The sequence below is a fragment of the Mesobacillus jeotgali genome, from assembly GCF_900166585.1.
GTDB lineage: Bacteria > Bacillota > Bacilli > Bacillales > Cytobacillaceae > Mesobacillus > Mesobacillus jeotgali_A.
Genome location: NZ_FVZC01000009.1, coordinates 1,925,916 through 1,946,310, shown reverse-complemented (window position 1 = coordinate 1,946,310; position 20,395 = coordinate 1,925,916). Strand labels below are relative to the sequence as shown.

23 protein-coding genes are annotated in these 20,395 nt (G+C 43.4%); 12 read left to right on the top strand and 11 right to left on the bottom strand.

Annotated elements, in window-relative coordinates:
• Positions 1 to 14: 14 nt before the first annotated feature.
• Together gndA and B5X77_RS19905 are read left to right on the top strand one after the other, a co-directional pair.
• Positions 15 to 1,424, top strand: a complete 1,410-nt coding sequence (gene gndA / locus B5X77_RS19910) for an NADP-dependent phosphogluconate dehydrogenase (RefSeq protein ID WP_079509656.1) — start codon at positions 15 to 17, stop codon at positions 1,422 to 1,424.
• 133 nt (positions 1,425 to 1,557) lie between these two features.
• Complete coding sequence (locus tag B5X77_RS19905; RefSeq protein ID WP_079509655.1) at positions 1,558 to 2,301, top strand: alpha/beta hydrolase; 744 nt, start codon at positions 1,558 to 1,560, stop codon at positions 2,299 to 2,301.
• Positions 2,302 to 2,340: 39 nt separating this feature from the next.
• On the opposite strand, the gene B5X77_RS19900 is transcribed toward B5X77_RS19905, so the two are convergent.
• Positions 2,341 to 3,075 (bottom strand): YwaF family protein, encoded by a 735-nt coding sequence (locus B5X77_RS19900; protein WP_079509654.1) that lies wholly within the window; start codon positions 3,073 to 3,075, stop codon positions 2,341 to 2,343.
• 132 nt (positions 3,076 to 3,207) lie between these two features.
• On the opposite strand from B5X77_RS19900, the gene B5X77_RS19895 reads away from it, so the two are divergent.
• Positions 3,208 to 3,414 carry a zinc ribbon domain-containing protein gene (locus tag B5X77_RS19895; RefSeq protein WP_079509653.1) on the top strand — a complete coding sequence of 69 codons (207 nt, stop codon included), beginning with the start codon at positions 3,208 to 3,210 and terminating at the stop codon, positions 3,412 to 3,414.
• A 40-nt stretch (positions 3,415 to 3,454) separates the two neighbouring features.
• Here B5X77_RS19895 and zwf read toward each other — a convergent pair whose 3' ends face one another.
• Positions 3,455 to 4,921 (bottom strand): glucose-6-phosphate dehydrogenase, encoded by a 1,467-nt coding sequence (gene zwf, locus B5X77_RS19890; protein ID WP_079510322.1) that lies wholly within the window; start codon positions 4,919 to 4,921, stop codon positions 3,455 to 3,457.
• A gap of 368 nt (positions 4,922 to 5,289) precedes the next feature.
• Between zwf and rnz the strand changes: the two genes are divergently transcribed.
• The 3 genes from rnz to B5X77_RS19875 all read left to right on the top strand — a co-directional run bounded on the left by rnz (position 5,290) and on the right by B5X77_RS19875 (position 7,158).
• Complete coding sequence (gene rnz / locus B5X77_RS19885) at positions 5,290 to 6,219, top strand: ribonuclease Z (RefSeq protein ID WP_079509652.1); 930 nt, start codon at positions 5,290 to 5,292, stop codon at positions 6,217 to 6,219.
• Between the two features lie 17 nt (positions 6,220 to 6,236).
• On the top strand, positions 6,237 to 6,785 hold the full coding sequence (locus B5X77_RS19880) for a histidine phosphatase family protein (protein ID WP_079509651.1): 549 nt from the start codon (positions 6,237 to 6,239) through the stop codon (positions 6,783 to 6,785).
• Positions 6,786 to 6,873: 88 nt separating this feature from the next.
• Positions 6,874 to 7,158, top strand: coding sequence for a hypothetical protein (locus B5X77_RS19875; protein WP_079509650.1), 285 nt, complete (start codon positions 6,874 to 6,876; stop codon positions 7,156 to 7,158).
• 425 nt (positions 7,159 to 7,583) lie between these two features.
• Here the strand turns inward: B5X77_RS19875 and B5X77_RS19870 are convergent, their stop codons facing one another.
• From B5X77_RS19870 to proC, 4 genes are all read right to left on the bottom strand, one after another.
• Positions 7,584 to 7,922 carry a DUF3291 domain-containing protein gene (locus B5X77_RS19870; RefSeq protein ID WP_079509649.1) on the bottom strand — a complete coding sequence of 113 codons (339 nt, stop codon included), beginning with the start codon at positions 7,920 to 7,922 and terminating at the stop codon, positions 7,584 to 7,586.
• Positions 7,923 to 8,450: 528 nt separating this feature from the next.
• Positions 8,451 to 9,473 carry an NADPH dehydrogenase NamA gene (gene namA, locus B5X77_RS19865; protein WP_079509648.1) on the bottom strand — a complete coding sequence of 341 codons (1,023 nt, stop codon included), beginning with the start codon at positions 9,471 to 9,473 and terminating at the stop codon, positions 8,451 to 8,453.
• 80 nt (positions 9,474 to 9,553) lie between these two features.
• Complete coding sequence (locus B5X77_RS19860; RefSeq protein ID WP_257391863.1) at positions 9,554 to 10,702, bottom strand: glycosyltransferase family 2 protein; 1,149 nt, start codon at positions 10,700 to 10,702, stop codon at positions 9,554 to 9,556.
• A gap of 57 nt (positions 10,703 to 10,759) precedes the next feature.
• Positions 10,760 to 11,605, bottom strand: a complete 846-nt coding sequence (gene proC, locus B5X77_RS19855; RefSeq protein ID WP_079510320.1) for a pyrroline-5-carboxylate reductase — start codon at positions 11,603 to 11,605, stop codon at positions 10,760 to 10,762.
• A 579-nt stretch (positions 11,606 to 12,184) separates the two neighbouring features.
• On the opposite strand from proC, the gene B5X77_RS19850 reads away from it, so the two are divergent.
• Positions 12,185 to 13,147 (top strand): MBL fold metallo-hydrolase, encoded by a 963-nt coding sequence (locus tag B5X77_RS19850; protein ID WP_079509647.1) that lies wholly within the window; start codon positions 12,185 to 12,187, stop codon positions 13,145 to 13,147.
• 11 nt (positions 13,148 to 13,158) lie between these two features.
• Entirely contained in the window at positions 13,159 to 13,950 is a 792-nt protein-coding gene (locus B5X77_RS19845) for an SDR family NAD(P)-dependent oxidoreductase (protein WP_079509646.1), read from the top strand.
• A 156-nt stretch (positions 13,951 to 14,106) separates the two neighbouring features.
• Here the strand turns inward: B5X77_RS19845 and B5X77_RS24045 are convergent, their stop codons facing one another.
• On the bottom strand, positions 14,107 to 14,223 hold the full coding sequence (locus B5X77_RS24045; RefSeq protein WP_139378396.1) for a YqzH family protein: 117 nt from the start codon (positions 14,221 to 14,223) through the stop codon (positions 14,107 to 14,109).
• A 220-nt stretch (positions 14,224 to 14,443) separates the two neighbouring features.
• Here B5X77_RS24045 and B5X77_RS19840 point away from each other — a divergent pair, with 220 nt between their 5' ends.
• Positions 14,444 to 15,703: a Y-family DNA polymerase gene (locus B5X77_RS19840; protein WP_079509645.1), complete on the top strand. Its 1,260-nt coding sequence runs from the start codon at positions 14,444 to 14,446 to the stop codon at positions 15,701 to 15,703.
• A 21-nt stretch (positions 15,704 to 15,724) separates the two neighbouring features.
• Positions 15,725 to 16,063, top strand: a complete 339-nt coding sequence (locus B5X77_RS19835; RefSeq protein ID WP_079509644.1) for a YolD-like family protein — start codon at positions 15,725 to 15,727, stop codon at positions 16,061 to 16,063.
• A gap of 64 nt (positions 16,064 to 16,127) precedes the next feature.
• On the opposite strand, the gene B5X77_RS19830 is transcribed toward B5X77_RS19835, so the two are convergent.
• Positions 16,128 to 16,382 (bottom strand): CDGSH iron-sulfur domain-containing protein, encoded by a 255-nt coding sequence (locus B5X77_RS19830; protein WP_257391902.1) that lies wholly within the window; start codon positions 16,380 to 16,382, stop codon positions 16,128 to 16,130.
• A gap of 106 nt (positions 16,383 to 16,488) precedes the next feature.
• Here B5X77_RS19830 and B5X77_RS19825 point away from each other — a divergent pair, with 106 nt between their 5' ends.
• Both B5X77_RS19825 and B5X77_RS19820 read left to right on the top strand, forming a co-directional pair.
• On the top strand, positions 16,489 to 16,818 hold the full coding sequence (locus B5X77_RS19825; RefSeq protein ID WP_079509642.1) for an iron-sulfur cluster biosynthesis family protein: 330 nt from the start codon (positions 16,489 to 16,491) through the stop codon (positions 16,816 to 16,818).
• An 85-nt stretch (positions 16,819 to 16,903) separates the two neighbouring features.
• Positions 16,904 to 17,449 (top strand): hypothetical protein, encoded by a 546-nt coding sequence (locus B5X77_RS19820; RefSeq protein WP_079509641.1) that lies wholly within the window; start codon positions 16,904 to 16,906, stop codon positions 17,447 to 17,449.
• 615 nt (positions 17,450 to 18,064) lie between these two features.
• On the opposite strand, the gene B5X77_RS19815 is transcribed toward B5X77_RS19820, so the two are convergent.
• The 3 genes from B5X77_RS19815 to B5X77_RS19810 form a co-directional block, all read right to left on the bottom strand.
• Entirely contained in the window at positions 18,065 to 19,003 is a 939-nt protein-coding gene (locus tag B5X77_RS19815) for an alpha/beta hydrolase (protein WP_079509640.1), read from the bottom strand.
• 150 nt (positions 19,004 to 19,153) lie between these two features.
• Positions 19,154 to 19,285: a hypothetical protein gene (locus B5X77_RS23875; RefSeq protein ID WP_257391862.1), complete on the bottom strand. Its 132-nt coding sequence runs from the start codon at positions 19,283 to 19,285 to the stop codon at positions 19,154 to 19,156.
• 72 nt (positions 19,286 to 19,357) lie between these two features.
• Positions 19,358 to 20,260 (bottom strand): hydroxymethylglutaryl-CoA lyase, encoded by a 903-nt coding sequence (locus tag B5X77_RS19810; RefSeq protein WP_079509639.1) that lies wholly within the window; start codon positions 20,258 to 20,260, stop codon positions 19,358 to 19,360.
• Positions 20,261 to 20,395 lie beyond the last annotated feature (135 nt).

Genomic DNA, 20,395 nt, shown 5'->3' with positions numbered 1-20,395 from the left:
AAGGAAGTTGCAATATGTCAAAACAGCAAATCGGTGTTATTGGTCTCGCTGTCATGGGAAAAAACCTTGCGATGAATATTGAAAGCAGAGGCTATTCGGTATCAGTATATAATCGTTCAAAGGAAAAAACAGAAGAAATGCTGGCGGAAACGGAAGGCAAGAAGGTCGTGGGTACTTATTCGATTGAGGAATTTGTACAATCACTTGAGAAACCAAGAAAAATCCTGCTGATGGTCAAGGCTGGTGCTGCGACTGACGCGACAATCGAGCAATTGAAGCCTCATCTTGAAAAAGGAGATATCATTATTGATGGAGGTAATACATATTTTGCTGATACACAGCGCCGCAACAAGGAATTGAGTGAGCTTGGTCTCCACTTCATCGGCACTGGGGTATCTGGCGGGGAGGAAGGAGCCCTTCATGGACCTTCCATCATGCCTGGCGGGCAAAAAGAAGCATATGACCTGGTTGCACCAATTTTCCAGGATATCGCAGCGAAGGTTAACGGTGAAGCGTGTACAACATACATTGGCCCTGACGGAGCAGGTCATTATGTAAAGATGGTTCACAATGGAATTGAGTATGGTGACATGCAGCTGATTGCAGAGTCTTACTTCATTTTGAAGCATGTTCTTGGATTAAGTGCTGAGGAACTGCATGAAGTTTTTGCTGAATGGAACAAAGGTGAGCTTGATAGCTATTTGATTGAGATTACAGCGGATATATTCACAAAGAAGGACGATGAGACAGGCAAACCACTTGTCGACGTGATTCTTGATACAGCTGGACAAAAAGGCACGGGAAAGTGGACAAGCCAGAGTGCACTGGACCTTGGTGTTCCGCTGCCAATCATTACGGAATCCGTTTTTGCACGATTTATTTCAGCAATGAAACAAGAGCGTGTTGAAGCAAGCAAGGTACTATCAGGACCTGATGCAAAACCCTTTGATGGAGATCGGAAGGCATTCATAGAATCGATTCGCAAGGCATTATATTTAAGCAAGATTTGTTCATATGCACAAGGTTTCGCTCAAATGAGAGCAGCATCTGAAGAATATGACTGGAACCTTAACTATGGAGAAATTGCCATGATTTTCCGAGGCGGCTGCATCATAAGAGCGCAGTTCCTCCAAAAAATCAAGGATGCATATGATCACAACCCGGAATTGAAAAATTTGCTGCTTGATCCTTACTTTAAGGAAATTGCAGAAAACTACCAGCAGTCACTTAGGGAAATCATCTCGGCTGCCGTCCTTAACGGAATCCCTGTCCCAAGCTTCTCGGCTGCACTTTCCTACTTCGACAGCTACCGGACAGAAACATTGCCTGCAAACCTTATCCAGGCGCAAAGAGATTACTTTGGTGCTCACACATACCAGCGTATTGATAAAGAAGGAATCTTCCACACTGAGTGGATGGATTAAAACAACGCAGCAGCGGATTTCGTATCCGCTGTTTTTTATTTAGTAAAAGCTTTTTTCTAAAATAAAGCAGGGTTTGTTCATGGAGCAGTCGAAATGTTTTAAAGTGGTTAGAAAAGATTGGAGGGATTATGGTATGTCAGATCGCTATCCAGTTCTTGAGGGAGCTGAACCTTTCTATTTTGAAGGAAGTCGAGTGGGCATCCTTGTATCGCATGGATTTACAGGCTCAACACAGAGCATGAGGCCCCTTGGTGAGGCTTATGCTGAAGAAGGATACACTGTTTGCGGGCCACGCCTGAAAGGGCACGGGACACATTATGAAGATATGGAACAATCCACATATCAAGATTGGATTGCTTCGATTGAAGAAGGGTTTCAATGGTTAAAGGAAAGATGCGACACCATTTTCGTGACAGGTCTGTCAATGGGTGGGACGCTTACCTTGTATATGGCTGAAAAATATCCAGAAATCCGGGGAATTGTCCTGATCAATGCAGCAATTGAAATCCCAGCAATGGAGCCTGTCCTCCAACTGGAAGGAACCAGATTTCTAGATGCAATTGGGTCTGACATCAAAAAAACAGGAGTAACTGAACTAGCTTATGAAAAAACGCCTGTCAAATCCGTTAAGGAAATTTTAACTTTCATGAAGGATGTAAAAAAGGACCTTCCAAAAGTCTCTTGTCCAGCCTTGATTTTTGTTTCAGATGAAGACCACGTAGTGCCGCCAGATAATTCTCAGACCATTTATGGTCTTATCAGCTCGGAAATAAAAGAAATACAAGACTTAAAAGAAAGTTACCATGTTGCAACACTCGACAACGACCAGAAAACCATCATAGAAGAAACACTGAAGTTTATCAAACGGATTCTTTAGAAGGCATGAGAATGTCTTCTTTTTTTATATATCTTATGATTATGTCTCAGAGTACGAAGTATTTTTCTCACCCTTTAGCCAAAGACGGAAGCACAGCCATGTAATTAAACTTAAAGTGATCAATAAACTTTCAAGGGAAAAAATATACCACGGATACGGCCCGAGTAAATCCAAAAAACTTCTGCTATCTGGTTTGTGGCGAAGGAACCAATAGTTGCCATCGGCAGTTCTGTTGATAAATAGGATTGCAGGTAATAGAAGATTGATGAACAGAATGACTTTTATGACAGAAAAGAATGTAGGATAAAAACCCTTGGCCAGCGTGAAATATAGAGTCACCCATATAATCATCACATGGGCATAGAAAAAGTGAAAAAAACGGAAATGAGGAAAATCATAGGTTAAAGCTGGTGTAATGATTGCCTGTGTTGCCCCTAATAACGCAATGAAAAATAATAGCTCAAAAAAGATTTTCTTCCTGCTCAATAGCAAACCGATGGCAAGTAGCAGGCCTAAATTGCATAATTCCAAAGGCATCGATCGTCCAAGTTTCCATACAGCATGCTTATACATCCAGTAATGATTGAAGCACTCCATCAAAATTAACGAGAATGCTGTCATGAGCTCTGCTTTCCGCCATTTTTCATCATTTAACTTCTTCCGATAAATGAATATAACCATATTTACGAATACAAAGATTGCTAAAATAGCAAAATGGCTCTTGGAAAACATGTTAAAACTGTAAGCCGTATTGCTCTCACCGAACCACCCCATATATTCCACCTCTGTTTTGATAATAGGACAAATATAAGTTTTCCTTTTCAGGATTTTTTTATGTGAACAGGTGAAACCAATCTTTGCCAGATACGTAAATGTAATATGAATTGAAAGAGGAGTTGGCAGAAAATGAATGAAAAAGGCTGTATGAAATGCGGCAGCAGAGATGCTGGACAGAAGGATGTCGCAATGACCGGGACGGGATTGTCCAAGATGTTTGATATCCAGAATAATCAATTCACCGTTGTATATTGCAAAAGGTGTGGATACTCGGAGTTCTATAACAAGGATGCATCTGCTGGTTCCAATATCCTTGATTTCTTTTTTGGAGGCTGAAACAGAAAAACCCGCCATGTAATTGGCGGGTTTTTGGTTATTAGCATTTTTCAACATCGATTTCGGTAATAGGCCACCAGAAAAATCCGTCTTTTTCGAGCAGCTGATCTGCTGCATCAGGGCCCATGGAACTTGATGCATAGTTCGGGAAGGAAGGTTCCTTCGTGTTTTCCCAGACTTCAGAAATGTTATCGACGAAGCTCCATGATAAGGCGACTTCATCCCAATGGGTGAAGTTTGTGGCGTCGCCGCGTAATGAATCATACAACAGCTTCTCATACGCTTCCGGCGTGTTCAGACCGTCAATGCCTTTGTTCGCATAATTAAGTTTTACAGGTGTAGCTTTTGTACCCTGTCCGGACTTCTTGGCATTTAAATGGAGTGTGATTCCTTCCTCAGGCTGGATATGGATCACAAGCAAATTTGGATTTACCGTCTTTTCTGGCTGGTAATACAGGTCCATTGGAATATCTTTGAATTGGATCACAATTTTTGTTGATTTAGCTTTCATTCTTTTTCCTGTCCGGATATAGAAAGGAACTCCAGCCCAGCGGAAGTTATCAATCATCAGCTTGCCGGCTACGAATGTTTCTGTATTGGATTCAGGGTTGACCATTTCCTCCTGACGATAGGCTGGAACTTCTCTATCATTCATCATGCCTTTATCATATTGGCCGCGGACAAAGTAATTATTTACTTCCTCTCCCATGATTGGGCGAAGTGCGCGGAAGACTCTAACTTTTTCAGAACGAATCTCATCTGTGGTCAGTTTGATAGGCGGCTCCATTGCAAGCAAAGAAACCATTTGCAGCATATGGTTCTGGACCATATCCCGAAGTGCACCACTCTTTTCGTAATAGCGTCCGCGTTCCTCCACTCCCAGTGTTTCACTTGACGTGACCTGGATATTTGAGATGTAGCGGTTATTCCAGAGTGGCTCGAACATCGCGTTCGCAAAACGGATGACTTCGATATTTTGGACCATTTCCTTTCCGAGATAGTGGTCAATCCTGTAAATCTCATCCTCTGAAAACGCAGTGCGGATTTGTTTGTTCAGAACTTTTGCTGACTCAAGGTCATGTCCGAACGGCTTCTCGATGACAAGGCGCTTGAAACCAGATACATGAGTCAGGCCATCCTTCTTTAAATGCTCCGCAATCGTACCAAAAAATTCCGGTGCCATTGCCAGGTAAAAAATTCTATTGCCTTTTAGATCGTAATGGCCGTCCAGCTCTTCCGCAAGCTTGCCAAGAGCAATATATGAGCTTGAATCAGTGACATCATGGGAGTGATAATAAAACTTCGAGACGAACTCATCAATATTCGCTTCTGTCTCCCCGTGTTCTGTTACAGATTCTTTTACTCTCAATTGAAATTCCTCATTTGTCAATGAACGACGGGCAACGCCGACGACTGCGAATTTGTCCAGTTTCCCTTTTGCAAACAAATTATAGAGGGATGGGAACAATTTTCGGTTTGCCAGGTCTCCCGTAGCTCCGAAAATCATGATTAAAGCTGTTGGTTTTTCGGTGTGTGCCACAATATAGAACCTCTCTTTTATATGAATTTAGAAGTATGTATAGGGCCTTTTCCGTAAACTTTTCTGCCTTCTAAAACCGGTTAACAGAAAGCAGCAATCATTGCGAAAACAGCCATGCATAAAAAACACTTTACAAATACAAAAGTTTATCTGTTTCGAGAGCAATTAGCAACTGTTTGAACTCTAATTAGTTTTCTACTAACATTATGGAACTATCCCATTGAGGTTCATTTAAGGGTTGATTTAGATTTGAACACGTGATTTATGATATATTGAAAGGAATAATGAATAGCCAGTATGTATGCAGGCGTTTGGTAAGGGAAGGTGTCAGGATGATGGATGTTTTTTTTCTGGGTACAGGCGCGGGTGTTCCCGCCAAGCTGAGGAATGTGACTTCAATTGCATTGAAATTGCTGGAAGAGCGCGGAGCTGTGTGGCTGTTCGACTGTGGTGAAGCAACCCAGCACCAGATTTTACATACAAGCATAAAGCCGCGGAGGATTGAAAAAATTTTCATCACCCATCTTCACGGCGATCATATCTATGGTTTACCGGGTTTGCTGTCCAGCCGCTCGTTCCAGGGCGGGGATTCACTGGTTACAGTATACGGTCCCCCGGGAATAAAAGAATATATTGATGTGTCCCTGAAAATAAGCAAATCGTATTTGAAATATCCTATTGAGATTATCGAGCATGAAGGAGGGGTCATATTTGAAGACGATCAGTTCACTGTCGAAGCAATGCTGCTGGAGCATGGAATTCCTTCTTTTGGTTATAGAATCAGGGAAAAAGACCGTCCCGGGATCCTCCTTGCTGAAAAGCTTAAGGCAGCAGGGGTAAAACCAGGACCCGATTACAGGAAAATCAAGAATGGTGAAGAGGTTATATTGGATAACGGGAAGATAATAGACCCTGCCGAATTTGTCGGTCCGCCGCAAAAAGGAAGAATTATTACGATCCTAGGTGACACAAGATACTGCGAAAATGCTCAGCTGCTTGCCAAGAATGCTGATTTGCTCGTCCATGAAGCAACTTTTTCAGCAGGTGAAGAGGCACTGGCTCATGAGTATTTCCATTCGACTACACTGCAGGCAGCAGAAACAGCCTTGCGTGCTCAGGTGAAAAAGCTGTGCATCACTCATATTAGTTCCAGATATGACCGCAATGACTGGCTGCAGCTTGAAGCAGAAGCAAGAACTGTTTTTGCTAATACCGAGGTATCTGAGGATTTCAAGGAAATCAACATTCCGTTAGAACATGACTGAATAAAGGGGTGTAACGATTGAAAACAATCTATCTTGTACGTCATGCAAGTGCGGCCGGGCAGCCAGTAGACTCTCCCTTGACCGAACATGGAAGGAAGCAAGCCCTTGCGCTGGTTGACTTCTTCAAACATAAGGAAATAGATGTCATCTATTCAAGTCCCTTTAAAAGAGCACTCGAAACAATCAGGCCTCTATCCAATTCAAGGGAAATTGAAATTTCCGAAGATGACAGACTGGGGGAGAGAGTCCTGAGTACGGTGAATTTAGAAGACTGGCGAGACAAGCTTAAACAAAGCTTTGAAGACTTCGAGCTTGTGTTTGAGGGAGGAGAATCTACTTCAGCGGCCATGGAACGTGCCAAATCACTGATTGAAGATTTATTATGTTCGGACGATGATCATATCCTGCTGGTCAGTCATGGAAACATGACAACCTTACTCATGAGGTATTTCAATGAAAGCTTTGGTTATGACTGCCTGATGGAAATGACTAATCCAGATGTTTTTGAACTCGTTGTATCAAATGAAAGTACCATCCTTAATCGAATATGGGATGACCGAATTTAATCCTGTTTAAAAAGGTAACCCACAGGGAATTGGAAAGAGATGGGGAATTTTCCATCCAATCTTACAATAAGACACTGGGGGAATGATTTTGGAATTTTTACTTTTATTTGGTCTTCATTTTTTTATCATGGGTTCACTTGTCATGTTGTTTAGCGGGATTATCACTTTTCTTCTGCCGAAAATGCATTTTTTAATCACTATATCCTTATTTGGTATAGTTGGGTTATTGTATGCTTCAATCTTTGAAATAATGGATCTAGCAATCTTCGCTGTTTTCTTTAATATGATCTTTTCTCTGATTGCGGCAGGCCTCGTTAAATTAGGATTCTACTTTAAAAGCGTTGCCGACCGGCATGGGGAAAAAATAGCTTAATCTTAAAACCAGGAGAAAATTCTAACGGGTTCAGTTACACGTCGTCAAATTTAATTATGTAAAGCAAATAGACCATCAAATTGTAATGAAAATGATGGTCTATTTTTTTTGATATACAGGCGATTTATACTAATAAATTTTATTTTTTGTTATAGGAATAGTATATCAATTCGCAGATTAACAGACACGACTGTAAGGGTGCAAATTACGGTACATTTTAATCCGCAATTTTGCTAACAGAAATAATTTGGAGAATGAAAAGAACGCTTAATAGCGTTAAGCGTTTTTTATTTATGATTGAGTCCATCTTTAACTAAGCATCGGTTCCTTTAAAAACCATTTCCCACAATGTGCTTCGTTATTCGTAAATAGGAACAGGTGATAGTATCTTAAAGTATGGCACCCATCAGAAAAAAAAATGTACCTTACTCAATTCTGTCATACTTCTTATGTAATCGGTCTTTACACTCATTCCAAGTAGGAATAGCGTCTGCTTCCCAATTAATTAATTCTAATTTATCTGCCATATTTCGTGATATTTTCATTGCTTTTAAATGATTACCATTATTTCGAAAGACCTTCATATGTTCCTTCGTTTCCCATACTGTCAGAGTCCAGTATGTGTCCCATCCTTCTTTATTAAAAGAAGAAAATTTTAATCCTTCTGCTCTTTTCGACTGAAAAGTTGATTTAATTGTATGAAAAAAAAAGCTAGGTAACTTTCGCTTCCCTTTTAAATGCAACCTAGTAACTGAAATAAACATATCGTATTCATCCTTTCATATAAAAACTATGATAGTCATATTCCATTTATAGGGCAGGAAATCCTTTTAGTTAATGTTTTTTTTCTTCCACTAACTGCCCTGTTCGTATTATAAGGTCATCCTGATATGCAATTATTTCTGGTTGACTGGTTTTTTATTGGGATTAAAATAATTATTTTAATGATGGGGATTAATTGAAAGAGGAGGATGTTTGTAAGGTAAACTGTATTCATGATGATTAGATGAAGCGGGCAGCTTTAGTGTTGATGAAGAAAACACACGCAGCAAAAATCAAAGCTTTAACGCATGAAACAGGATTCAAGATCGCCTAGAAATCCAACTAGCTGATGGAACCTTTCAGGAGGCCCTTTTACAACCAATCTTTACACTATATCGACCACATTTTGAAATTTATCAGCTGATTTCCGGATTAATCCACCACATTTTGAAATATATCAGCTGATTTCCGAATATATAGACCATGATAGAAAAACTAGAAGCCGGCATTTGCATGCCGGCTTTTAAATGTTAAAATATCCATCCTCGTTCATATTGCTTAGGCGACTCAATGCTTGTTCCAAGCTCCCTGGCTGCTGTTCTCGGCCAGTACGGATCACGAAGCAGTTCGCGGGCGATGAAAATTAGATCGGCGCGGTCATTCTGCAGGATTTCTTCAGCCTGGATCCCGGTTGTAATCAGTCCAACAGCTCCGGTAGCGACTTCTGCTCCATGTTTGATTCTTTCAGCGAATTTAACCTGGTAGCCCGGATAAGCATGGATTCGTGCTGGCACAACCGCACCCGAGCTTACATCAATCAGGTCAACTCCAAGTTCTTTCATCGATGCAGAAATTTTTACGTAATCATCGGCAGACAGGCCTTCTTCATGGTAGTCGCACGCAGAAACACGGACAAAAATCGGACCAACCCATACTGTTTTTACCTCTTCAAGTATTTCCCGGAGGAAGCGGAAACGGTTCTCGGCAGCGCCGCCGTATTCGTCCTCCCGTTTGTTCGTGAGCGGGGAGAGGAATTGGTTGATCAAATACCCATGTGCAGCGTGAATTTCGATAACATCGAAGCCTGCACGCTTTGCTCTTTCAGCAGCCTTCTTGAACGCCTCGACGGTTTCCTTGATTTCTTCCACCGTCATTGCCTTTGGTTCTTTATACTTTTCATCAAAAGCGATCGCAGAAGGGGCGATGATTTCATCGCGCAATGCTGCTTTTCTGCCGGCATGCGCCAGCTGGATACCTGCTGCGGCACCGTTTTGCTTAATTTGTTCAGTCAGTTTCGACAGCCCGGGAACATGTTCATCACTCCAGATTCCGAGGTCCTGATGAGAAATTCGGCCCTGTGGTGTGATCGCAGTTGCTTCGAGGATGATCAAGCCAACCTGACCGACAGCCCGGCTCACGTAGTGCGTCATATGAAAGTCTGTGACGATGCCGTCTTCTTTTTCACATGAATACATGCACATAGGTGCCATGACAATCCTGTTTTTTAGGGTTAAATTTTTGATTTTATAAGGGGAAAATAATTTCTTTTCCAATCCAGAAGCCTCCTTTTATTTCGCTATCCAAAATATATTCTTAGTATAACAGGGCTTGAAGAGGAAAGGAAAAATTGTACTCACCGCAAAGTGTTTTTTCTTAATTCCGCAAGCGTATATTTCGTTCCACGCCAGATGATGCCGCCTCTTTTAAAAGTGAGGTAGCTTGCTCTCAGGATGGAGAAAATGAAAAGCAAGGCCGTAAAAGGCAGGACAAGGAACAGCCACGGTGAAAATCGGGTCATTTTCTTGGTTACCATTACATACAGAAAAGACAGGAATGCGAGATTAACTGCACTGAGGATTGCTATGGACTGGTTACCGGAAAAAACAGTGAAGAATGGCATGACCTGGGAAACAAAGACACCGAACACCGAAAATAGCACCATGCTGATCCGGTAGTGAAGGCCGGCGAAGGTGTTTTTCTCCAGTCCGCCTAAAGCCTCACCCAGGCTTTGATACCATTCCACTTCGATGAGCGTCATGGCGGTAACGATCTGCTGCTTGAGACCCAGGCGCTTTACCATTATTCCCAACTGCAAATCATCATCAGGCCGCATTTTTATATATTCATGTGTGCCGACTTTTTCATATGCCGACCGGGTGACCATATTGAATGCACCGATGCCGACTCCCGTTTTCGACCGTGGATTATTGCCGAGCCATGGTCGCTTGTAATAAGAAAAGCCAAATAAGAAGAACGCAACAAAGGCCTTCAGCCAGAATGGCTTTGCACTAAGGTTCGGAGCGGCGGTCAAATGATCGAGGCTATGTCCTTCAAAATAACTGACGGCTTTTGAAAAAGCCGCGGGGTGGTACATGACATCAGCGTCTGTAAATAGGATCAGGTTGCCCGACGCGAGCTGGAAGCCTTTATAGAGAGCATGATTCTTGCCAAGCCACCCTTCTGGCAGACTCTCGATATGGATCACTTTGATTCTCGGGTCAAAGCCTTTTAGGTTCTCCATCAATTCACCGGTATTATCCTCGGATCGGTCATTAACAAGGATCCACTCGATATTTTTGTAGGTTTGCGCCAGCTGGGAGCGAACGCTTTGAGAAATATGTCCTGCTTCATTCCTGGCGGCCACGATGACACTGAGGAGCGGTTCCCGGTCAGCACCTTCTGTTTTTTCGAGGGAATCCAAATTCCTGAAACCAATCAAGGCATCGGTTGTTGCCAGGACCCAGATGACTAGAGTTAAAGACAGTAAAATTAAAAGCACCATGCACACGTCCCTGTTGTTTTTCTCCATTTTAGAGAAACGCGGGACCAGATTGCAATTTTAAAGATGGCGATTTACGGCTGCTATTTCATTTCCGAGCAGGGTGCCAAGCTTTTTTGACTGGGCCGTAGCTTCCTTGATGCAAGATACAAAAGCTGACTGTACCCCATACTGTTCAAGCACACTGATGCCTGCTTCAGTCGTTCCTCCAGGGCTGGTCACCTCAAAGCGGAGCTGAGCAGGTTCCTTACCCGACTGTGTCAGCATTTCCGCTGCGCCGAGCAGCGTCTGGATAATCAGCTGCTTCGCTGTCTGCTTTTCAAGACCGATTTCGGCGGCGCTTTTTTCCATTGCTTCGACGAGGTAATAAATATAGGCTGGCCCGCTGCCGGATAATCCTGTTACTGCATCAAGCTGATATTCCTCAACGATTGTCGTAAGGCCGATTGTGTTAAAAAGCCTTTGCGCCAGTATCTTTTGTGCTTCACTCACATGGGAATTCACGGCGAGTGCTGTTGCCGATTTGCCAATCGCAGCCGAGGTGTTTGGCATAGCCCTTGCCACGGCCAGTGATTTTTCTGCTGCCGCTTCAATCGCTTCGATCGCCACGCCGGCCAGAACAGATATGACTAGCATTCCATCTGTCAGATAGTGTTTAATTTCCTCCATCGCGATTGAGGCGTCCTTTGGTTTCATCGCCAGGACTATGGCATCCGCGTCCTCGAACAGCTGTCCCAGATTATATGTCGTTGTGATCCCATATCTCTGTTTCAATATCTTCAGTCTGTCAGCATCCTGTTTGTTTGTGGCCCAAATTTGGTCCCGCGGAAGAAGCCCGCTTGCCCCTATCCCGGAAATCATTGCTTCCGCCATCGATCCTGCCCCAACAAAAACAAGCTTCTTCATCAGATTCGCCTCCATAAGTTTGTGTTTTTTTTTCAAAATACAAAAAGGCCCTTCATCCATAAAAGGACGAAAGGCCATGCTTCCGTGGTACCACCTTCATTCACTTCTTCGGCTTTTGCCAAACAAGTGCAGCTCAAAATCCGTTAACGCCGGTATACGTCCAGGTTTGCCTGGCAGCTCGCAAGGTAGGGTTCAACATGAAGAGGGCGGCGGAGCCTTACAGCCGATGGACTCCACTCTCTGGCACCATTCCTGTCTACTCGTCTTGCTCAAGTGCTTTTGAAAAGTTTTCGAAATTTTAATAGTGATTATGCAAGAAGGACAACCCTAATGTCAAGAGGAATTTAAGAATTTTTTTATTTTTTCTGAAAATAAAAAGTGAAAATAATGACAATTGCCAGCTTTAAAGGTAAACTTATTTTTATATTAAAAAAATGCCAGACTGTTAATGATTGCATTGTTTTTTGCTTCTCACACATGTACTTTAACATATCGGGGCTATTTCCGAGTATGCGTTTTCTATTGAAATGGAAGCTGTTTACCTTATAGAAAAATAATATTTTGGGGTGTATAGATCGTATGGCAGAATGGAAAGATGGAATTGCCAAGTTGACTTTGCCGACGCCCTTTCCGGTCGGAGATGTAAATGCATATTTGATTAAAGGGGACAGGCTTACCCTTGTTGATGCTGGCACGAAAACGGAGGAGTCATGGGAGTCCTTTAAATCACAGCTGGCGGATTTGAAGCTGAAGCCTGAGGATATTGAGCAGGTGATCCTGACACATGATCACCCAGATCATGTGGGGATGCTGGATTACTTGTCACCTGGTCTTGAAGTATATGGCCATCACCTGAATGAAAGGTGGATTAACAGGACTGCGGAATTCGAGAAGGAACATCAGGAATTCTATGAAAGTTTCTTCTCGAAATTAGCAATACCAGTTCAATTTTTTGTGCCGTCGATGAAGATCATGAAAAAGACACTTGTTTTTTCATGCAATCGCTCTTTATCAGGGACTGTTTTGGAAAACGATGTTCCGCCGGCTCTGCCAGGATGGAGAGTGATCGAGACACCGGGACATGCCCAGAGCCACATTGTGCTCTTGCGTGAAAAAGACGGCACAATGATTGCCGGGGATACGATCCTTGCTGGCATTTCACCGAATCCGCTGCTTGAACCTCCGTTGCCAGGCGAAGCAGTAAGGCCGAAGCCGCTCGTCCAATATAACTCGTCCCTTAAAAAACTGCAGCAATATCCGATAAATCTTGTATACACTGGTCATGGAACTGAAATCACGGAATTGCACAGCCTGATTGAAAAACGGCTTGCCCGCCAGCATGACCGTGCAATGCAGGTCAGAGGAATGCTTGAAGGCAGGGAACTTACTGTATTCGAGATATGCAAATTGCTTTTCCCGACCGTGTATGAACGAGAGTTGAACCTGACTATCTCAGAAACGGTCGGTCAGCTTGATTATTTACAATCCCTTGACGCTGTTTCTGTCATGGAAGGAACATCCTTCTTTTATACTGCAAAATGAGGTGAAAGTCGATGCCATCCTTAAAAGGAAAAAATATAATCATCACCGGAGCTTCCGGCGGAATCGGAGCTGAGATTGCCAGCCTTTGCGCCGCACGGGGGGCAAACCTTGTCCTTATGGCCAGGAGTATTGATAAACTTGAAGTCTTGAAGAAAGAGCTGCAATCCAAATATGCCATTAATGTTCATGCCCGGCAGCTGGATGTTTCCGATACAGAATCAGTGAAAAGAGTTTTTTCGGAAGTGCTCTCGGACATCCGTTATGCGGATATTTTGGTTAATAATGCCGGTTTCGGCGTTTTTGATTTTGCTCATGATGTGAAAATCGAAGATGTCAAATCGATGTTCGATGTGAATGTTGTTGGCTTGATGGCCTGCACCTCAATGGTCCTTCCGGCTATGAAGCAGCGCAGAAGCGGCCATATTATCAACATCGCATCACAAGCCGGTAAGATAGCCACGCCGAAATCAAGCGTCTATTCCGCTACAAAGCATGCGGTGCTTGGCTATACGAACAGCCTTCGCATGGAGGTGGCCGATGACAATATTTTCGTAACCTCGGTCAATCCGGGTCCCATCGCTACGAATTTTTTCGAGATTGCGGACAAACAGGGAACCTATGTAAAAAATGTAAAACGTTTCATGCTGAAGCCTGAATACGTGGCAAAACAGGTGGTCAATCGAATGCTGACCAGGACACGTGAAATCAACCTGCCGCGCTGGATGAATGCAGGCAGCAAATTTTATACCCTGTTCCCAAGGACTTTTGAGTTATTTGGCAAGAATATGTTCAACAAAAAGTAAGTCTCAGACCGCCATGATTTTTTGGCGGTTTTTTAAATTTCGTAAAACTGGGGGCTCGAGGAGCAGCGTTGGCACTGTTTTACGTAGCCAAAAATTCATAAACGGCATCCTTGATGAATCATGACAAATTCAGCTTCAGGATCCTTATTTTTCAGTTCAACAATTTGCTCCTATATATCTTCGAAATTCCGCTTCACCGCATGGGATTGAACCATCATGACCATACTGTTCAAAGCATTTCTGGGCCATCTTGCGAATGAATTTTTTGTCCATGATACGCACCTCTCCACCTGATTATCCTCGGAGGTCCCTGAGGAAAACATCCTTCCGCAAAAATCTCCAATGCTGGTATGACTCCCCATTTTCCCCTTAATTAAGTCAGTCCGCCGGAAAATTTCCATTGAAACCGAACGCATATTCGCTTAATATAGTGGGTATAATGTTACGGAACAGATGTTCCCTTTTGGAGTTGCTATAGAAAGGAGAGAGAAGCATGGTGGATTATAGCGAAATGCCGCAAAACAAAATTTTATGTGTGGATATGAAGAGCTTCTATGCGAGTTGTTCCGCCGTGATGCTCGGCCTTGATCCTCTTGACTGTTACCTGGCTGTCGTCGGGAATCTTGACCGTCCCGGGAGTGTTGTCCTCGCAGCCTCACCCCGTTTGAAAAAGGAATTTGGCATTAAAACCGGATCGCGAAAGTTTGAAATTCCCGATGATCCGCGAATTGTTGTCGTTGATCCGCAAATGTCAACATACCTGCGAATCTCCACTGAAATCTCCCGCGTATTCAATCGCTATGTCCCAAAGGATGCGATCCATACCTACAGTGTCGATGAAAGCTTCATAAAAGTGGATGGGGCATCAAAGCTTTGGGGCGACGCTGCTTCAATCGCAAAAAAAATCAAAAATGATATCGAGCGTGAATTCCAGCTCCCGTGTGCAGTCGGAATTGGCCCGAACATGCTGATGGCGAAGCTCTGCCTGGACCTTGAGGCAAAGCACAAAGGAATTGCCGAATGGACCTATGATGATGTACAGACAAAGCTGTGGAATGTCTCACCGCTGAGGGAAATGTGGGGAATTGGCCGCCGCGTTGAAAAAACACTGAACAGCATGGGGATTTTTACAGTCGGCCAGCTCGCCCGTTATGACCTTGAAATTCTCGAGAAAAAATTCGGCATAATGGGCAACCAGATGTACTGGCATGCCTGGGGAATCGATTTTTCCGATATCGGTGCTCCCATCATGGAAGGACAGATCAGCTTTGGGAAGAGCCAGATCCTGCTTCGGGATTATAAAGAAGAAGAGGAAATCAAACATGTCATCCTCGAAATGTGCGAGGAAGTCGCGCGAAGGACAAGGAGCCACGGAAAAGCAGGCAGGACAATCAGCTTCGGGGTTGGCTACAGCCAGGATGAATTCGGCGGAGGCTTCCACCGCTCAAGGACGATTGAGGAACCAACCAATATTACGATGGACCTGTATCGTGTCTGCCTCGAGCTTTTTGCCGAAAACTATACCGGAAAAACAGTGCGGAGCATATCGATTTCGCTCGGCAACCTTGTCACCGACAGCGAATTCCAATTGAATCTGTTCGAAAAAAATGGCTGGAAGAAGAAAGAACTTGGCTATGCGATGGACCGGATTCGCAGCCGTTATGGATCAGCAGCTCTTCTGAGGGCGGTTTCCTATACGGCAGCCGGAACAGCAAGACACCGGGCCGCACTGGTTGGCGGGCATAAGGGCTGATAGCAGAAGGAGGAGTAAAAGATGATTCGTGACCGTGGAAGAATCAAATGGACGTCGATGATGCTGCCTGAACATGTGAAAATGCTGCGTGACTGGGCACAGGAAGATGAATATGAAAATGAAAAGCAGCTGGATGAACAGCAGCTTGAACAATTGAATGAAACAATCCTCGAAGCAATGGAATACAACCGGCCTGTCAGCATCACCTATTTCCGCCAACGCAAGCATGAACTGGTCATTGGGAAAATCCACTATTGGAATGAACCCGGACAGAAACTCCATATCGTTGACAGATTCGAGGAAATTCACCGTATTGCCATTTCAGCTATTGCCGATGTCAGGCTTGCGGATGAATGGTAAGTATTTTTTAGCCAGCGGAACCCCGAAAAAAAAGAGCAATGGAAAGACCATTGCCCTCAATGAATTATTCCGTCTCTTCAGTTTGCGGTGCACGCACGGCCGACTCGAATTTCCCTTTATGGGAAGCGTCGCAGAATGGCATGTTTTTGCTCATACCGCAGCGGCAAAGCGAGAACGTTGGCTTTGTCTCATACTTATTGCCGGCACCATCGAGAAGTTCGACATCGCCGGAAATCCTTAACGAACCATTATCATTCACCTTAATCGTTACTTTTGACAATAAAAGCACTCCTTTCCAACTGTCAGAATTATCTTTGATACTAAAAGTTAAACGGAGAAATTGCAAGACATTTTCAGCAAAGGGTTCTAAAACGTAAAAAAGTGCGCCATATGGTAAAATGAAAAACTGGAAAGGGAGTGCAAGCATGCGATTAAAAATCACGGAAGCAGCATCAAAGAAACTGAACGAAAAAATTTCAGGTAAACAAGGGTACGTAAAATTGAAATACGATATAGATGGATGCGGCTGTGCAGTAAATGGCGTGGCCGCCCTCTGGTTTGAAACCGAGAAAAATGTGGAAGAAAATCAAATAGCAACAGGCGACATTCCGATTTATATCGAAAAAGCCAAAGAAGTCTTTTTCGATGAAGAAATGACATTGGATTTTAAAGAAACCAATGGGTGTTTCCAGCTAAAAAGCCCGAATGAATATTTGAATCCGAGAATGAGCTTTTATGATAAGTCAAATGTTTAAGTTTACAAAAAATTGAAAAAAAGGTTAAATAAGAGAGAGGGTTGTAGAAATACATAGAAGTTTGGTGCGAAGGCAGGGGAGAGAGATGGGAAGACTATGGAGAGCTGCCATAATTATTATGTGCATGCTTGTACTATCAGCCTGCGCCTATAAGACTGCAGGTGAAGCAATCCAAAACGATATTCCGTTCAACATCAAACAAACCATCCACAAAGAAAAAGTGAAGAATGGGTGGCTCATCTTTTACACAACAGAACAAAAGGACGGATCAAAAACATTCGATGCGCTCGCTGTTGCCTATATTAAAGGCAGCGAAAAAGAAGGCTGGGAAAATGCAGGGCATAACCACTGGACTTATTATAAAAATGATTTCATGCTCCTGTATGCTGATACATTTACGGTTTTTAACGAAGACGGTACCTTGGATGTAAAGCTTCCGGTTATTTTTGGCAAAGTGGTAAGCCCGGATGTCAAAGCAATTGAAGCTGCGGGACCGGACGGCAAATTCACAAAAATAGAAATCATTGAAAAAGAAAACGAACGCTATTATTATGCGATTGGCGACTACAAAGAAGTCAGGGCATTGGATGCAGCCGGCAAAGAAATCGATCGCCAGGGAGAAAAACAATAAGGATTGGCTCTTTGATGAGCCAGTCTTTTTTTGTGAAGAATGTCTCTAAGGGACAAATAAAAGCCGGAACAGGAGAAAAACGTCCGATAGGAGGTTCCTAACGGCCAAACAGAATCCGTAACGGGAGAAAAACGTCCGATAGGAGGTTCCTAACGGCCAAATAGAAGCCCGTAACGGGAGAAAAGTATACGATAGGAGGTCTCTAACGGCCGAAATAAAAGCCGTAACAGGAGAAAAGTGTCCGATAGAAGGTTCCTAACGGCCAAACAGAAACCGTAACGGGAGAAAAGTATACGATAGGAGGTCTCTAACGGCCAAATAAAAGCCGTAACAGGAGAAAAGTGTCCGATAGGAGGTTCCTAACGGCCAAACAGAAACCGTAACGGGAGAAAAACGTCCAATAGGAGGTTCCTAACGGCCAAACAGAAGCCGTAACGGGAGAAAAGTGTCCGATAGGAGGTCTCTAACGGCCAAATAAAAGCCGTAACGGGAGAAAAGTGTCCGATAGAAGGTCTCTAACGGCCAAACAGAAGCACCAATAAAAAAATGTCCAATAGACAATCTCTATTGGACAGACGCAAGCTAAAAAAATATACAGCAGCGGTTTTACCTGTTTTAATGGTCTGCATCCGTATTTCTATCATGGGCAAAGATATATTCCTCAAGGAATTCATCGAGGACTTTTTCGTATTGTTCCCGGTTTTGGCTGTAGGATTGGGCATGCAGTCCGTTTTCAGCCATGAACAGTTTCTTCGGTCCTTTTTTCTGTTCGAACAGTGCCTCAGTCATCGATGGGAGAATGAAATCGTCCATGCGGCTGTGGATAAATAGGATTGGGTTCTTGATGTTTTCAATAACCGCAATCGGGGATACCTCACTCAAGGAATATTTATCACGGATGCGGACGAACAGATTGGCCACTGGCAGCAAAAGTTTTGGCGGCAGAAGCTTGACTTCCTCTTTGATGCGATAGGCGAGCTGTTCGCTGAAGTCGGAGAACGGGCAATCGGCCACATAGAAATCCGCACCATCCTCAAGCATTCCCGCATAAAGAAGCAAGGTCGCAGCTCCCATGGATTCTCCATGAATGCCAAGCAGCAAATCGGGCCCTTTTTCTATTCTCAGCCAGTCCACTACAGATTGAAGGTCGAACTTCTCATAATAACCGTAGCTTGTTGTTTTCCCGCCTGATTCACCGTGGCGCCGATGATCGTAAATGACGGCATTAAAACCTCTGTTAAGGAACAAATTCATATATTTAACTGAATTCGTCTTGCTCTGGGTAACACCGTGGGCAATGATGATATAACGATTTGTGTCATGTGGTTCAACGAGCACGGCCTTCAATGAATAACCAAAGGACGAAGGAATGATCACTTCCCTTTTTGGCAGGGCATCATACTCGTCCGGCACCAGATGGCCAGCCTCTGTTTCACGATTGAAAATCTCCTCATCATTTTTCTTTTTTAAAAACATGACTTTATTTGAAATAAAAACGCCCAGCGAGGCAAGTAGCAGCAAGAATGAAAATAACACACGGAACGCTTTTCTCAAGCCAAACCCTCCGATCAACGGATTTTCCCTGACAAATTCCTGTGTAAAAAGAAAAGATTTGAATTAAAAGGAACACCTCTTTATTTTACCATTATATGTGAAAAACAAACATGAAAAAACCGCCGGTTCAGGCGGTTCAATAAATAAATCTTATTGCTGGGAATTTTGGCGTTTTGTCGGATGGATTGCTTTTTCAAGCTCCTCAGCAGAGATTTGCTGCTTGACTGTGTCTGCATTTGGCTTGCCTTGCTGGCTGTACCCTTTGTCTCGTTTTTGGCTCATATGATAGGCTCCCTTCTTCAGAATGGCTTCATCTAATAAGATGGATTCAAGGCCAGGAGCTTATGCAAGAAGTTAGACAGTAACGGAATTGAGTTTGAAATAACTGCTTTCAATCGGTCTTGAGATATGAGGCTGAATGACCTGGATAGCCTGGATCAGCTTATCCAGATCGACACCTGTTTGGATTCCCATTCTTTGAAGCATATAAACAACATCTTCTGTCGCGGCATTTCCGGCTGCACGAGGAGCGAACGGACAGCCGCCAAGGCCACCGGCTGAGGTATCAAAGCGGGTGACACCTGCTTGAAGCGCGGCTAAAATGTTGGAAAGTGCAAGTTTTCTTGTATCATGGAAATGCGCGGTCATCAGAACATCTGGATAGGCATCCTTCAATCTGGAAAACAAAGAGTATGATTCATGGGGAGCAGCCATGCCAATCGTATCGGCAACACTCAACTCATCTACTCCAGCCTCGACGAATTGACCGCACAGTGCAAGAACGTCATCTTCGGCAATCTTTCCTTCATAAGGGCAATAAAAAGCAGTCGAAATGCAGGCACGGACAAAATAGTGCTTTGCCTTCAGCTCGGCAATTAGCGGCAGAACTTCTTCAAGGCTTTCGGCCGTAGTTTTATTGATATTCTTTTGGTTAAAAGTATTGCTGACACCAACAAAGACAGCGACCGCTTTGCAGTCAGTCATATAAACGCGTTCAATCCCTTTTTTATTAGGTGCGAGCACAATATTCCTCGAGTTGCTGTCAAGGCAGTCAGCAACGATTTCCGCAGCATCTCCCATCTGTGGAACCCATTTAGGGGAAACAAAGGAAGTAAGCTCCATCTCCTTAATCCCGGCATTCTTCAAAGAAGCAATAAAAACTTTTTTAACATCTGTAGGAACAAAATTCTTTTCATTTTGAAGCCCGTCTCTTGGGCCGACTTCAATGATTTCAACCTTCTCGGGAAGCTTCAGCATTTGATATAACCCTCCTCTTAAGATACCTTAATTGTAAATAGAATATTTTTAAAAATGCAAGAATAAATAAAATTTTGATAAAATAAAAGGGATTTCATTCAAATCAATAGAAGTAATAAAAATGTGAGGATCAGA